This is a genomic window from Streptomyces sp. NPDC107654, assembly GCF_055639035.1.
Genome location: NZ_JBVKBI010000011.1, coordinates 67,392 through 81,838, shown reverse-complemented (window position 1 = coordinate 81,838; position 14,447 = coordinate 67,392). Strand labels below are relative to the sequence as shown.

The following is a 14,447-nucleotide window of genomic DNA, read 5'->3' as shown; positions in this document are numbered from 1 at the left end:
GGGGTACCTCGTGACGCCAATACTGTCTTGACGGCATACCTCGGTATCGATGTATTGTGCGGCGTCACCGAACACAGGGAGGGGCACGATGCAGCAGGCCGCGTTCGACAGCAGGGGGAGCCACATCCGGTGGACCGAGGTGCCTGGGGCGGAACCTGCCCGGGTGTACCTGCACGGGCTGGGGGCGATGTCCGCCGTGTACCACGCCCACATCGCCGCCCGGCCCGAACTCGTGGGCCGGCGCAGCCTCTTCGTGGACCTGCCCGGTCACGGTACGAGCGACCGGCCCCGGGACTTCGGGTACACGCTGGAGGATCACGCCGACGCGGTCGCGGCCGCGCTGGACGCGGCCGGAGTCACCGGTGCCGAACTGATCGCGCACAGCATGGGCGGCTCGGTGGCCGTCGTCCTTGCCCACCGGCGGCCCGAACTCGTCTCCCGGCTGGTGCTGACGGAGGCCAACCTGGACGCCTTTCCGCCGTCGACCGCCGCCAGCAGCGGAATCGCCGCCTATGAAGAGGACGAGTTCGTCGAGAAGCAGTACGCGCGCGTGCTGGAGGCGGTCGGCCCGCTGTGGGCGGCGACCATGCGGCTGGCCGACCCGCGCGCCCTGCACCGCAGCGCCGTCGGTCTGCGCAAGGGCTCGGACCCCGTGATGCGTACGCTCCTGGAAGGGCTGCCCATCGACCGTGTCTTCCTCCAGGGCGAGCACAGCGGCGCACTCGCGGGCCGGGAGCGTCTGGAAGCCGCCGGGGTGCGTGTGGTGACGGTGCCCGGCGCCGGGCACAACGTCATGTTCGACAACCCCGACGTCTTCGCGGCAGCCGTCGCCGGGACGGACTGACCCGGCCCCGCGGTCAGCCCTCGCGCACGGCGAGCGCGAGGAAGCGGGCGTCCTCGTCGACGTACGAGGTCATGCGCCAGCCCGAACGGGCCAGCATTGGACCGAGGTTGGCCTCGGCCCGCAGGTCGTCGGGGGCGATACGGCGGCCCTGACGCGCGGCCAGCGCCGCGCGGCCGATGGGGTGGAAGAGCGCGAGGGAGCCGCCCGGCCGTACCCCGCGTGCCAGTTCCCGGAGGTTGTCCACGGGGCGTGGCAGGTGGGCGATCAGGCCGGCTGCGAACACGGCGTCCAGGCTCCCCGAGCGCAGCGGCAGCGCGGAGACGTCAGCGAGCAGCAGCCGCCCGTGACGGTCCCTGCCCGCCCGTACGGCCGCCTGGAGCATGGCCGGGGTCAGATCGGCGCCCAGCACCACCCCGGAAGGCCCCACAGCGGTGCGCAGCGCCGGCAGGGCGCGACCCGTGCCGCAGCCCGCGTCCAGCACGCGGTCCCCCTCCCGCAGCCGTAGGTCGGCCACGGCGGCGGCGTAGGCCGGGCCGTCGTCCGGGAACCGGGTGTCCCAGTCGGCGGCGCGGGCGGTGAAGAACTCCTGGACGTGTGTGTGGTCGTCGTTCATGTTCCGCATGATTCCTCACCGTCACGAGGGGTGCCTCTGTGCGCATGTTCGAGCGGGACGCGATCGTTCCGCTGCAACCGTGCGCCAGATTCAGGCAGTTTTCGAAATGCGCCCCCTTTGTGCGCCCGTGCCGCCGCTAGCGTCCCGGGGCCATGGGACACCTGGACCACGCAGCCTTCGGTTGGCTGACCCCCGTGCTGTCATACGTGATGGCCTGCATAGGCGCCGCACTCGGACTGCGCTGCACCGTCCGCGCGCTCGCCACCACCGGCCGTTCGCGCCGCAACTGGCTCGTCACCGCCGCCTCCGCGATCGGGACGGGCATCTGGACCATGCACTTCGTGGCCATGCTCGGCTTCCGCGTCAGCGGCAGCGACATCCGTTACAACGTGCCGCTGACCATCCTCAGCCTCCTTGTCGCCATGGTCGTCGTCTGCGCCGGCGTCTTCGCCGTCGGCTACAGCCGCGACCGGGGCCGGGCGCTCCTCCTCGGCGGGCTCACCACCGGACTGGGCGTGGCCAGCATGCACTACCTGGGCATGGCGGCGGTCCGGCTGCACGGGGACGTCAGGTACGACCCCGTCCTCGTCGGACTGTCGGTACTGATCGCCGTCGTCGCGGCGACCGCGGCCCTGTGGGCCGGACTCAACATCAAGTCCCCCCTCGCGGTCACCGTCGCCTCCCTCGTCATGGGAGCGGCCGTCACCAGCATGCACTACACCGGGATGTTCGCGGTGAGCGTGCGTGTGGACCCCTCAGGTGACGCCCTGCCCGGGGCCACGGCGATGCAGTTCATCTTCCCCCTCGCCGTCGGCCTCGGGTCCTACCTGTTCATCACCTCGGCCTTCGTCGCCCTCTCGCCCTCCGCCGACGAACGCGAGGCGTCGGCCTCCGCCCAGCGGCCCGTCGAGAGCGTCGCCCGCTAGCGGGGCCCGGCCCCCGACGCACCGACCCCGTCCCGAACGAGGAGGCCATGCGCCCACCCCGTACCCCCGAGCGAGCCGCCGCCCCCGAGCACCGCCCCCGCGGCCGCCGCGCACACGCCGGACCACCCGCCGAGGAGGGCACCGCCCACCCGCTCCGCACACCGCTCGCTCCGGCACGCGCGCGTGGAGGCCGCCGGCACCTGCGACCGCGGACCGTGCGCGCCAAGGTGGTCAGCCTCCTGATGGTGCCCGTGGTCTCCCTCCTCGCCCTCTGGGCGTACGCCACCGTCAGCACCGCCCAGGACGTCGCCCGGCTGCGCCAGTCACAGCGGGTCGATGCCGAACTGCGCACCCCGGTGGCCGTCGCCGTCACCGCACTGCAGGCCGAGCGCACCGCGGCCGTGCGCTACGCCACCGACCCGCGCGCCGGGAACGACGGCGACCTCGAAGCCCTCGCGGCCCGCACCGACCGTGCCATGGCCGCACTCAGGCTCGGCCGCCACAGCACGGTCGCCGACAGCCAGGAACTGCCCGCCGGCGTCTCCGGCCGCCTCGACGCCTTCGTCGCCGGTGCCGAACGCCTCCGGACCCTGCGGGCAGCCGTACGGGAGCACAAGGCAGGCTGGGACGACACGTACACCCGCTACACGAAGACCATCGCCGCGGCCTTCGCCGTGGACGGCGCCCTGACCGGCGTCCAGCAGGCGGACGTCGCCTCCGACGCGCGCGTGCTGCTCGAATTCTCCCGCGCCGCCGAGGCCCTGGCCCAGGAGGACGCGCTGCTGGGCAGCGCACGCACCGCAGGAGCCCTGCGGGGGGAGCGGCTACGGCTCTTCAGCGCCGCCGTGGCCACGCGCCGTACCCTCACCGACACCGCCGTCGCCGACCTCCCCGCCGCCCAGCGCGCCGCCTGGCAGGACCTGGCGCACAGCGGGCCCTCCGCCGACCTGGGCGCCGCCGAGGACGAGCTGCTCGCCGCGGGACCGGGCGCCCGACCGGCCACCGCGGCACCGCGGGCCGCCTGGAGCGCCGCACACGCGCGCGTACAGGACGGCATGCGGACCATCGCGGCGGCCACCGGCCGTGCCGTCGCCGGCCGTGCCGACCCGGTCGCTCGCGGCCTGCTCAGTCCCGCGGGCGCCGCCGTTCTCCTCGGGCTCGCAGCCGTCGCCGCCTCCCTCGTCATCTCCGTCCGCATCGGGCGCGCCCTGGTGGTCGAACTCGTGAGCCTGCGCAACGACGCGCTCGAGATCGCCCGCCGCAAACTCCCGGAAGCGATGAGGAAACTGCGTGCCGGCGAGGAGATCGACATCCAGGCCGAGGCGCCCGCCGGACCACCCGCCGAGGACGAGACCGCTCAGGTCGGGGAAGCCCTGACCACCGTGCACCGGGCGGCGCTCCGCGCGGCCGTGGAGCGCGCCGAGCTGGCCGGCGGCATCTCCGGGGTCTTCGTGAACCTGGCCCGTCGCAGCCAGGTCCTGGTCCATCGCCAGCTCAGCCTGCTGGACAGCATGGAGCGGCGCTCCGACGACCCGGACGAACTGAGCGACCTGTTCCGACTGGACCACCTCACCACCCGGATGCGGCGCCACGCCGAGAGCCTGATCATCCTCTCCGGCGCCGCACCCGGCCGGGCCTGGCGCATGCCGGTGTCGCTGACGAACGTCGTACGCGCCGCCGTCTCGGAAGTCGAGGACTACGCGCGCGTGGAGGTGCGCCAGTTCCCCGAGGCCCACGTCATCGGGGCGGCCGTCGCCGACCTCACCCACCTGCTCGCCGAACTCGTGGAGAACGCCGCACAGTTCTCGCCGCCCCACACGCGTGTGCGGGTCACCGGCGAACCGGTCGGCAACGGCTACGCCCTGGAGATCGAGGACCGGGGACTCGGCATGGGCGCCGAGACCCTCGCCGACGCCAACCGGCGCATCGAACAGGCCGAGGCGCTCGACCTCTTCGACAGCGACCGGCTCGGACTCTTCGTGGTCAGCAGACTCGCCTCCCGGCACGACATCAAGGTGCACCTGCGGACCTCCCCGTACGGAGGCACCACCGCCGTGATCCTGGTGCCGACCGCCCTGCTGCACGGCGGCTCGGCAGAACGCTTCTCCCACGAGGGCGCCCAAGCCCGGCACGACCAGGAGCGCGCCTACACGCGCGTGCCCGGCACGGCCTCGCCACAGGAGGCCGTCGTCGCCACACGGCCGGACCGGCCCGCCCTGGCGGCCACCGCACCCGGCGCGCACGGCACCGCGCGGTTCCCCGGTCCGCAGGGCACCGCACAGACCCCTGGGGCGCACGGCACTACGCAGGTCCCCGGCGTGCACGGCACGGTGCGGCCCACCGGCGCGCGCGGCACCGGAACGGCAGCCGGCCCCCAGATCACCCGGCCGTTTCCCGTCCGGGACGACACGGGTCCGGTGGACGGCCGCCAGGACTCCGCCCACGAACCCCCGCCGCCCGGTGTCACCGCCTTGCGCCTGCACCGCCCGCCCGACGACTCCGACTCCTCCGACGTCCTCCCGCGCCGGGTGCGTCAGGCGAACCTCGCCCCCCAACTGCGCCACCAGCGGTCCCAAGAGCCGGCTCCGCAGGCGGACCGGCGCGGCGACGACCGGCGCACCCCCGAACTCGTCCGGGACCGCATGGCGGCATACCGCGACGGCTGGACGCGCGGCGGTGGCAGGCAGCCCGGCCGCGGGGCCGCCCCCGAACCCGATACGGGCAGGCACAGCACCGAAGGAGACCCGGCATGATCCAGGACCCGAACCAGAGGGCCGGCCGGCGAGCCGGCGAACTGGACTGGCTGCTCGACGACCTGGTCACGCGCGTGCGCGAGGTGCGGCACGCCGTCGTACTGTCCAACGACGGCCTGGCGGTCGGTGCCTCCACCGGGCTCGTGCGGGAGGACGCCGAGCATCTCGCCGCCGTGGCATCCGGATTCAACAGCCTCGCGAAGGGTGCCGGACGGCACTTCGGAGCGGGCGGGGTCCGCCAGACGATGGTGGAGATGGACGACGCGTTCCTCTTCGTGGCCGCCGCCGGTGACGGCTCGTGCCTCGCCCTGCTCACCGCGGTCACGGCCGACATCGGGCTGGTCGCCTACGAGATGGCCCGTCTGGTCAAACGCGTCGGTGAGCACCTCTACACGCCACCGCGCGTCGCTGCGCAGCCACCCGCCGCCGGATGAACCGGAAGGCCGCACCGATGACCGAGAACCCGCCCGGCCCCCGCGAGCGGGGCAGCCAGTGGTACGACGGCGAGGCCGGGCCACTGGTCCGTCCGTACGCCATGACCGGTGGCCGCACCCAGCCGGGGCCCTCGGGCGTGCGCTTCGACCTGATCGCGCTCGTCACCCTGGCCCCCGCCGCACCGGCGCTGGACGACGACACCGCGCTCGGCCCCGAGCACCGTACCCTGATCGCCCTGTGCCGCCCGGAGACCCAGTCCGTCGCCGAACTCGCCGCGGACGCGGATCTACCGGTCGGCGTGGTCAGGGTGCTCCTTGGGGACCTCCTGGAACTCGGCTGCGTGACCATCAGCCGCCCTGTGCCCCCGGCGCACCTGCCGGACGAACGGATACTGCGCGAGGTCATCGAGGGATTGCGGGCGCTGTAGATGAGCGTTCAGGAAACGCCACCCAGTGTGTGTATTTCGGTCGCATTCGATGCACTTCGGCCCAACCGCCCGGACAGGCCTCGCTGTGGTCATGCTGCTGGTTTCACCCCGGAGCACGCGGACGCCGGCCGCGACCGGCCCTCCCGAGAGAAGTGATCATGGTCCCCGAGCACTCCGACGCCGCCGGCGACGCCTCCGCGCTGGCGCTGAAGATACTGGTCGCCGGTGGTTTCGGCGTGGGCAAGACGACCCTGGTGGGGGCCGTCAGCGAGATCCGGCCACTGCGCACCGAGGAACTCCTCAGCGAAGCGGGCCAGTCGGTGGACGACACCGACGGCGTGGACCACAAGGTCACCACGACCGTGGCCATGGACTTCGGCCGCATCACGATCCGCTCCGGCCTGTCGCTCTACCTCTTCGGCACCCCCGGACAGGACCGCTTCTGGTTCCTGTGGGACGAACTCGCCCAGGGAGCCCTCGGCGCCGTTGTCCTCGCGGACACCCGACGGCTGGAGGACTGCTTTCCCGCCGTCGACTACTTCGAGCACCGACGCATCCCGTTCGTGGTGGCAGTCAACTGCTTCGCGGGAGCCCGCGGGTTCGGCGCCCACGACGTCTCCCGGGCACTCGACCTCGACCACGGCACCCCCGTGGTGCTGTGCGACGCGCGCGACCGCGACTCCGGCAAGGAAGTACTGATCCGGCTGGTCGAGTACGCCGGAAGGATGCACACGGCCCGGCTCCTGGACTCGGTCGGCTGAGCCGGCTGCTCAGGCCGCGACGTCCCGCATGGCCAGCACGTGGTCGACGGTGACACGGACGAGGAGTTCCCCTGGTACGCCGTTGCGGGCGCCGTACTCCTCGGCGCGGTCCTCGCCCATGTACCGGGCGGCGATGCGGGCCGCCCACAGCCGTAGGTCGGCCATGTCCTCCGACAGCCGGGCGCGACCCTTCAGCACGGTGAAGTGGAACGGCGGACGGTCGTCGTCCACGCACAGCGCGACCCGGCCGTCCCGGGCCAGATTGCGCCCCTTCACCGTCTCCTTGCCGGTGGTGAACACCAGGTCGTCCCCGTCCAGCAGGAACCAGATCGGCGCCACGTGCGGGCTCCCGTCGGCGCGGACGGTGCACAACTTGCCGGTGCGGGTGCCGTCCGAGACGAACACCCGCCATTCCTCATCGGTCATCTTCTCTGCCATGGGCCCATCCTGCTTGCCCGCACGCCGGTCGTGGGGAAGGCTGGCGGGGAGTTCCTCCAGCCAGGGGGAGACGTCACACGGGGAGACGGAGATGGCGCAGAACCAGGGTCTCGGCTGGCTCCTGGACGATCTGACCGAGCGGGTGGACCACGTACGCCACGCGCTGGTCCTGTCGAACGACGGGCTGGTCACCGCCGCGAGCACCGGCCTACGCCGGGAGGACGCCGAGCATCTGGCGGCCGTGGCGTCCGGACTGCACAGCCTGGCGAAGGGCTCGGGACGCCACTTCGGCGCCGGCCGGGTACGCCAGACCATGATCGAGTACGACGACGCCGTGCTGTTCGTGACCGCCGCCGGCACCGGCAGCTGTCTGTGCGTGCTCAGCGGGGCGCAGACCGACATCGGCCAGATCGCCTACGAGATGACACTGCTCGTCAACCGGGTCGGCGAGCACCTCGGTGTCGACGTCAGGCAGCCCGAGCGAAGTCGTCTGTCGGACGACGCCTGACCAGCGTCTCTTCCTGCACCGGCGCAGTTATCCACAGGCCTGCCGGGCGGGGAGGCGGACCGGCTACGGTGTGTGCACGGCGACCGCACAGGGCGTGAGCCACGGACTCCACGGGGGAGTGCGACCATGTCGGCAGGCACCTTCGGACCATCCCGCGCCAGCACCTGCACGCCGAGCCGTGCCGCTCGCGAACTGGGCCTCAAGCGCAGCGAGTTCGACCTCGCCGTGCATCTCGGCCGCATCCGGACCGTGCCCGACGAGGGCGGGGGAGGGGGCCGGCGCGTGGAGCGCGCGGAGATCGACCGCCTCCGCGCCGAGGACGGTTTCCCGCAATCCCTGCGCGAGCGGGTGCAGGTCGTCGGTACGGCCGAGGGTGCCGCCCTGATGGCCATCCCGGCCGGCCGGTTCAGCCGGCTTGCCCGCCTGGGCCTGCTCGTGCCGGTCACGTTCTACCTCAATCGCTACCGTGCGGTGGTCTGGCTCTATCTGGCGGAAGAGCTGCGCCACTTCGCGGCCGCGGCGGACAACGCGCACCTGCTCAAAGGGCGTACGCCGGAGACCCTGCGGAGCCAGCTGCAGGCGGGAGTGGATCTGCGGGCTCGCAACTGGCGCGGACGCCATCTCGGATTCCTGCTGCGGCAGGCGGAGGACCCGTGGGCCCGCGCCGGAGCCGTGGCCGCCCTCCTCGCGCCCGTCGAGGTCGCCGACATCGTCAAGGACCCGTACGAGCGCGGCCACCTGTACCGGTTCCGGCCCGTGCCACCCGGGCGCGGCGTTCCCGGTTCCCCCGCCGCGCACCTTGCCGAGCAGATCATGACGGCACAGGACGCGGACGAGATCGGCTGGCTGCGCAGCGACCTGGCGCGCTCGGTCGTGGAGGCCCGCGAGGAGTCACCCGCACCGCGCCCGTCCGCCCACCGCGTACCGCCGGCGATCCGGAGGCCTGCGCGGCCCATCCCGCCGATGGCACGGACGGTCACCGGGCTGCTGGAAGAACCGCCGGTCAGCCGGCCCACGGGCGGAGCGATCCCGGAATCGGCGGCATGGTCCCCGGAGCCGTCCGCGCGGCCCGCCAGGCCGGAGACACCGCCGCGGGAGTCGGCAACGCGTCTCCCGGAGTGGCCGGTGCGGGAAGTCGACGTGCTGGCTCGGGACCTGCGGTCGCCGGCACGAACCCGGAAGCCGGCGGCCCCGCTCCTGGGACCGCCAACGCAGTCCGGGGAATCTCCGGGCCTGCTCCCGCAGCCCGTGATGCCGACTGCGGAGTCGCCTGGAAGGCGCCCCGAGCTGGTGGTGCGGCCTTCGCAGCCGTGCGTGAGGCGCCCCGAGGCCGTGACGCGACCGGCGCCGCGCCCCGTCCCCCGGCAGCATGATCCCGCACAGCCCGCTCCGCCGCGCACGTCCCGTGGTCTGCGGTCCTGGCTGCGGCGGAGAGCCGCGCGCTCGGCACGACCGGCGGGACTCTGAGCCCCCGCCCCCGCCCCCGGCCTCGGTCGCCGGCCCTGGGCACTACAGGGCCCTGAACAGGCCTTCCTGCACGACCGAGACGAGCAGCCGTCCCCGCAGGTCGTAGATGCGCCCGCGGGCCAGCCCGCGCCCGCCGGTGGCGATCGGCGACTCCTGGTCGTACAGGAACCACTCGTCCGCGCGGAACGGCCGGTGGAACCACATGGCGTGGTCCAGGGAGGCCATGTCGAAGCTCCGCGGTCCCCACAGCGGTTCCACCGGGATGCGTACCGCGTCCAGGAGGGTCATGTCACTGGCGTAGGTCAGCGCGCAGGTGTGGACCAGCGGGTCGTCACCGAGCGGTCCGACCGCGCGCATCCACACGGCGCTGCGCGGCTCGGCGCCGTCGATGTCCTCGGCGTCCCAGCGCAGCCGGTCGACGTACCGGATGTCGAACGGCTGGCGGCGCGCCATCCGCTCCAACTGCTCCGGAAGCGCCCCGAGATGCTTGCGGACCTCCTCCGTGACCGTCGGCAGCGACTCGGGATCCGGCACCTCACGGGCCGGCGGCAGCTGGTGCTCGAACGGTCCTTCCTCAGGCTTGTGAAAGGAGGCGGTCAGATTGAAGATCGTGCGGCCCTGCTGCACGGCCGTGACCCGGCGCGTCGTGAAGGAGCGTCCGTCGCGGACCCGTTCCACCTGGTACACGATGGGCACGCCCGGCCGTCCCGGGCGCAGGAAGTACGCGTGCAGTGAGTGCACCGGGCGTTCGCCGTCCGTGGTGCGGCCGGCCGCGACGAGCGCTTGGCCGGCCACCTGGCCGCCGAAGACCCGCTGCAGGGACTCCTGCGGGCTGCGGCCACGGAAGATGTTGACCTCGATCTGCTCCAGGTCGAGCAGGTCGACCAGTCTCTCGGCCGGATTCGTCATCGGCGGGACTCTCCTTGGCTCAGCACGGGTCGCGAACGGCTCACAGCTGGCCCACGTCGGTCACGCGGACGACCGCGCGGCCCTCGGCGTCGGAGGCCGCGAGGTCGATCTCCGCGCTGATGCCCCAGTCGTGGTCGCCGTTCGGGTCGGCGAAGATCTGGCGGACCCGCCAGAGGCCGTTCTCCGGCTCCTGGTTGATGACGAGCAGCTTGGGCCCGCGGGCGTCGGGACCGGTGCCGAGGTCGTCGTACTCGTCCCAGTACTTGTCCATCGCCTCGCCCCAGGCCTCGGCGTCCCAGCCGGACTCGGCGTCCAGCTCGCCCAGCTCCTCGACCTGGTCCAGGGCGGCCAGTTCGACGCGGCGGAACATGGCGTTGCGGACCAGGACGCGGAAGGCGCGGGCGTTGGTGGTGACCGGCTTGACCTCGTCGGCCTTCTCCTGGGCCTCCTCGGCGGTCATCACCTCCGGGTTGGCGAGCTGCTCCCACTCGTCCAGCAGGCTGGAGTCCACCTGGCGCACCATCTCGCCCAGCCACTCGATCAGGTCCTGCAGGTCCTCGGACTTGAGGTCGTCCGGGATGGTGTGGTCCAGGGTCTTGTACGCGCTGGCGAGGTAGCGCAGCACGATGCCCTCGGTGCGGGCCAGCTCGTAGAAGGACACCAGCTCCGTGAAGGACAGCGCCCGCTCGTACATGTCCCGGATCACCGACTTGGGCGACAGCGGGTGGTCGCCGACCCACGGGTGGCTCTTGCGGTAGGTGTTGTACGCGTGGAAGAGCAGCTCTTCCAGCGGCTTCGGGTACGTGATGTCCTGGAGGCGCTCCATGCGCTCCTCGTACTCGACGCCGTCCGCCTTCATCGCGGCAACCGCCTCGCCGCGCGCCTTGTTCTGCTGGGCGACGAGGATCTGCCGCGGGTCGTCCAGGGTGGACTCGACCACGGAGACCATGTCGAGTGCGTAGGACGGCGACTCGGGATCGAGGAGTTCGAACGCGGCGAGGGCGAACGTGGACAGCGGCTGGTTCAGCGCGAAGTCCTGCTGGAGGTCGACCGTGAGCCGGACGATGCGGCCCTCGGCGTCCGGCCTGTCGAGCTTCTCCACGATCCCGCCGTCCAGCAGGGAACGGTAGATCGCGATCGCCCGGCGGATGTGCCTCAGCTGCTGCCTGCGCGGCTCGTGGTTGTCCTCCAGGAGGTGGCGCATCGCCTCGAACGCGTTGCCCGGGCGGGCGATCACCGACAGCAGCATCGTGTGCGTCACCCGGAACCGCGAGGTCAGCGGCTCCGGCTCCGACTCGATCAGCTTCTGGAAGGTGTTCTCCGTCCAGCCGACGAAGCCCTCCGGTGCCTTCTTGCGGACCACCTTGCGCCGCTTCTTGGGGTCGTCGCCCGCCTTCGCCAGCGCCTTCTCGTTCTCGATGACGTGCTCCGGCGCCTGCGCCACCACGAGTCCCGCGGTGTCGAAACCGGCCCGGCCGGCCCGGCCCGCGATCTGGTGGAACTCCCGGGCCCGCAGGGTGCGCACCCGGCTGCCGTCGTACTTGGTGAGGGCCGTGAACAGCACCGTGCGGATGGGCACGTTGACGCCCACGCCGAGCGTGTCCGTGCCGCAGATGACCTTCAGCAGACCGGCCTGGGCGAGCTTCTCCACCAGGCGCCGGTACTTGGGCAGCATGCCGGCGTGGTGCACGCCGATGCCGTGCCGGACGTAGCGGGAGAGGTTCCGGCCGAACTTGGTGGTGAAGCGGAAGTTGCCGATCAGCTCGGCGATCCGGTCCTTCTCCTCGCGCGTGCACATGTTGATGCTCATCAGTGCCTGCGCCCGTTCCACGGCCTGCGCCTGCGTGAAGTGCACGATGTACACCGGGGCCTGCTTCGTCTCCAGCAGTTCGGTGAGCGTCTCGGTGAGCGGGGTCAGCTTGTACTCGTAGGAGAGGGGCACCGGTCGGGTCGCCGAGCGGACCACCGAGGTGGGACGGCCGGTGCGGCGGGTGAGATCCTTCTCGAAGAAGGACACATCGCCCAGAGTGGCCGACATCAGGATGAACTGCGCCTGCGGCAGCTCCAGCAACGGGATCTGCCAGGCCCACCCGCGGTCGCCCTCGGCGTAGAAGTGGAACTCGTCCATGACGACCTGGCCCACGTCCGCGTTCCTGCCGTCGCGCAGCGCGATGGAGGCCAGCACCTCGGCGGTGCAGCAGATCACGGGCGCGTCGGCGTTCACGGAGGCGTCACCGGTGAGCATGCCGACGTTCTCGGTGCCGAAGAGCTTGCACAGCTCGAAGAACTTCTCCGACACCAGGGCCTTGATCGGCGCCGTGTAGAAGGTGACCTCGTCCCGGGCCAGCGCGGCGAAGTGCGCGCCCGCGGCGATCATGCTCTTGCCGGAGCCGGTGGGCGTCGAGACGATCACGTTCGCCCCCGAGACCGCCTCGATCAGCGCCTCCTCCTGGTGCGGATAGAGGGTGAGGCCGCGCTCCTGCGCCCAGGACTCGAAGGCCTCGTACAGGGCGTCGGGGTCGGCGGTCGGCGGCAGCTGATCGATGAGGGTCACGCCCCCATCTTGCCTGGCCTTCGGCCCGAGCGGGGAATCGGCTGGGGGTACGAAGATCACGACCGCTACGCTGTGTCGCCGACGCAGCGTCAGCGCACCGGGTCAACTGGACAGCGGCACATGAGGAATGGGGCGGGAAGCGGCCATGATGGGACCAGCACACTCACTGTCGGGGGCCGCGGCCTGGCTCGGCGTCGGAGCCGCCGCCGCGGCGGCCGGGCACCCGATGCCCTGGCCGGTCCTCCTCTCCGGTGCGCTGATCTGCGCCGGCGCCGCGCTCGCCCCGGACCTCGACCACAAGGCCGCCACCATCTCCCGGGCCTTCGGGCCGGTCTCCCGCTGGATCTGCGAGATCGTGGACAAGCTGTCCTACGCCGTCTACAAGGCGACCAGGAAGCAGGGCGACCCGCGCCGCTCCGGCGGGCACCGCACGCTGACGCACACCTGGGTGTGGGCGGTCCTGATCGGGGCCGGCTGCTCCGCCGCGGCGATCACCGGGGGCCGCTGGGCGGTGCTGGCGATCCTGTTCGTGCACATGGTGCTCGCGATCGAAGGCCTGCTGTGGCGGGCGGCGCGGGGCTCCAGCAGCGATGTCCTGGTCTGGTTGCTGGCGGCGACCAGCGCCTGGATTCTCGCGGGAGTGCTGGACAAGCCGGGCCACGGCTCGGACTGGCTGTTCACCGCGCCGGGGCAGGAGTACCTGTGGCTCGGGCTGCCGATCGTACTGGGCGCGCTGGTCCACGACATCGGGGACGCGTTGACCGTGTCCGGCTGCCCGATCCTGTGGCCGATCCCGGTGGGCCGCAAGCGCTGGTATCCGCTGGGGCCGCCCAAGGCGCTGCGGTTCCGGGCGGGCAGCTGGGTCGAGCTGAAGGTGCTGATGCCGGTGTTCATGCTGCTCGGAGGAGTGGGCTGCGCCGCGGCGCTCAACGTGATCTGAGGAACACCCCGGGATCAGGTGGCCTCGCCCGCGTCCCCGGCGCCGTACCGGCGCTCGAAGCGGGCGATGCGGCCCTCGGTGTCGACCGTGCGGGCCTTGCCCGTGTAGAAGGGGTGGCTCTCCGAGGAGATCTCCACGTCGATCACCGGGTAGGTCTCCCCGTCGTCCCACTCGATGGTCTGCTCGCTCCGGGCGGTGGACCGGGTCAGGAACGCGTAGCCGGCGGCGCGGTCGCGGAAGACCACGGAGTGGTAGTCGGGGTGCTTGTCCTGCTGCATCGCGGCTCCTCGTACGGGGCGGTCGGGTCGGGCGGATCGGCTCGGTCCGGCTCAGCCGGGGAGGGAGTCCTCGTCGACGATGTGCATCGCTGCCTCCTCGGCGGAGGCGGCGGCACCGTCGATGCCGACGTCGGTGGCCACGAGGGCGGCCTCCTCGTCCTCGTGCGCGCCCTCGTCGGGAGCCACCAGCCGGCCGGAGCGGAGGTGCCCGACCTCGTTGTCGAGGGGTTCCCCGTCGGTACTCGCACAGTCGCCGATGCCGTCGCCGTCGGGCGCGTCGAGGTCCGGCAGCTCCTCGGTGAGCCGCTGGTCGAGGGTCTCGCCCGCCTTGCGTTCGGCCGCCGTCACGCCGGTGTGTTCGACCGCCCAGGGCCGTTCGGGAGGGGACCAACCGCGATCGAGGGGGTCGGCGATGCCGTCGAAGTCCAGTGTGTCCTCGACGTCGAGCACCCCCGAGTCCTCCCGGATCTCCGAGGAATCGGGCTGGTAGACGTCGTCCCCCCAACCGTCGGCGCTGTCCACGACTACCTCCAGGTGGTGAGGACGGCCGGGTACCGCCCCAGCGGGCGGCGGGCCGTCGGCACCCAGGGCACC

At 72.3% G+C, this 14,447-nt stretch carries 14 protein-coding genes and 1 pseudogene; 9 read left to right on the top strand and 6 right to left on the bottom strand.

Annotated features, from left to right (window positions below):
* The first annotated feature begins 88 nt into the window (after positions 1-88).
* Complete coding sequence (locus ACZ7N4_RS20905; protein ID WP_471359815.1) at positions 89-844, top strand: alpha/beta fold hydrolase; 756 nt, start codon at positions 89-91, stop codon at positions 842-844.
* A gap of 13 nt (positions 845-857) precedes the next feature.
* Here the strand turns inward: ACZ7N4_RS20905 and ACZ7N4_RS20900 are convergent, their stop codons facing one another.
* Positions 858-1,457, bottom strand: a complete 600-nt coding sequence (locus ACZ7N4_RS20900) for a class I SAM-dependent methyltransferase (protein WP_471359814.1) — start codon at positions 1,455-1,457, stop codon at positions 858-860.
* Positions 1,458-1,609: 152 nt separating this feature from the next.
* Here ACZ7N4_RS20900 and ACZ7N4_RS20895 point away from each other — a divergent pair, with 152 nt between their 5' ends.
* The 5 genes from ACZ7N4_RS20895 (at position 1,610) to ACZ7N4_RS20875 (ending at position 6,759) form a co-directional block, all read left to right on the top strand.
* Positions 1,610-2,383, top strand: a complete 774-nt coding sequence (locus ACZ7N4_RS20895; RefSeq protein ID WP_471359813.1) for an MHYT domain-containing protein — start codon at positions 1,610-1,612, stop codon at positions 2,381-2,383.
* Positions 2,384-2,430: 47 nt separating this feature from the next.
* Positions 2,431-5,136 carry a sensor histidine kinase gene (locus tag ACZ7N4_RS20890; RefSeq protein ID WP_471359812.1) on the top strand — a complete coding sequence of 902 codons (2,706 nt, stop codon included), beginning with the start codon at positions 2,431-2,433 and terminating at the stop codon, positions 5,134-5,136.
* A complete protein-coding gene (locus ACZ7N4_RS20885; RefSeq protein WP_471359811.1) occupies positions 5,133-5,570 on the top strand; it encodes a roadblock/LC7 domain-containing protein in 438 nt (145 codons plus the stop codon). The genes ACZ7N4_RS20890 and ACZ7N4_RS20885 overlap by 4 nt, the downstream gene beginning before the upstream one ends.
* Positions 5,571-5,587: 17 nt before the next feature.
* Positions 5,588-5,998: a DUF742 domain-containing protein gene (locus ACZ7N4_RS20880; protein WP_471359810.1), complete on the top strand. Its 411-nt coding sequence runs from the start codon at positions 5,588-5,590 to the stop codon at positions 5,996-5,998.
* Between the two features lie 158 nt (positions 5,999-6,156).
* Complete coding sequence (locus ACZ7N4_RS20875) at positions 6,157-6,759, top strand: GTP-binding protein (protein WP_471359809.1); 603 nt, start codon at positions 6,157-6,159, stop codon at positions 6,757-6,759.
* A 9-nt stretch (positions 6,760-6,768) separates the two neighbouring features.
* Here the strand turns inward: ACZ7N4_RS20875 and ACZ7N4_RS20870 are convergent, their stop codons facing one another.
* On the bottom strand, positions 6,769-7,197 hold the full coding sequence (locus ACZ7N4_RS20870; protein WP_471359808.1) for a PPOX class F420-dependent oxidoreductase: 429 nt from the start codon (positions 7,195-7,197) through the stop codon (positions 6,769-6,771).
* 91 nt (positions 7,198-7,288) lie between these two features.
* On the opposite strand from ACZ7N4_RS20870, the gene ACZ7N4_RS20865 reads away from it, so the two are divergent.
* The gene (locus tag ACZ7N4_RS20865) at positions 7,289-7,705 is read left to right on the top strand and encodes a roadblock/LC7 domain-containing protein (RefSeq protein ID WP_471359807.1); all 417 of its coding nucleotides are present in this window, start codon (positions 7,289-7,291) and stop codon (positions 7,703-7,705) included.
* A gap of 126 nt (positions 7,706-7,831) precedes the next feature.
* Positions 7,832-8,668: pseudogene (locus ACZ7N4_RS20860) on the top strand (DUF6397 family protein); the annotation flags it as partial.
* Positions 8,669-9,214: 546 nt separating this feature from the next.
* On the opposite strand, the gene ACZ7N4_RS20855 reads toward ACZ7N4_RS20860, so the two are convergent.
* Entirely contained in the window at positions 9,215-10,081 is an 867-nt protein-coding gene (locus ACZ7N4_RS20855) for an acyl-CoA thioesterase (RefSeq protein ID WP_471359806.1), read from the bottom strand.
* 40 nt (positions 10,082-10,121) lie between these two features.
* A complete protein-coding gene (locus ACZ7N4_RS20850) occupies positions 10,122-12,635 on the bottom strand; it encodes a DEAD/DEAH box helicase (protein ID WP_471359805.1) in 2,514 nt (837 codons plus the stop codon).
* Between the two features lie 145 nt (positions 12,636-12,780).
* On the opposite strand from ACZ7N4_RS20850, the gene ACZ7N4_RS20845 reads away from it, so the two are divergent.
* Positions 12,781-13,575, top strand: coding sequence for a metal-dependent hydrolase (locus tag ACZ7N4_RS20845; protein ID WP_471359804.1), 795 nt, complete (start codon positions 12,781-12,783; stop codon positions 13,573-13,575).
* A 14-nt stretch (positions 13,576-13,589) separates the two neighbouring features.
* On the opposite strand, the gene ACZ7N4_RS20840 is transcribed toward ACZ7N4_RS20845, so the two are convergent.
* Both ACZ7N4_RS20840 and ACZ7N4_RS20835 read right to left on the bottom strand, forming a co-directional pair.
* A complete protein-coding gene (locus tag ACZ7N4_RS20840; protein WP_189300858.1) occupies positions 13,590-13,853 on the bottom strand; it encodes a type B 50S ribosomal protein L31 in 264 nt (87 codons plus the stop codon).
* A gap of 51 nt (positions 13,854-13,904) precedes the next feature.
* The gene (locus ACZ7N4_RS20835; protein ID WP_471359803.1) at positions 13,905-14,375 is read right to left on the bottom strand and encodes a DUF5709 domain-containing protein; all 471 of its coding nucleotides are present in this window, start codon (positions 14,373-14,375) and stop codon (positions 13,905-13,907) included.
* Positions 14,376-14,447 lie beyond the last annotated feature (72 nt).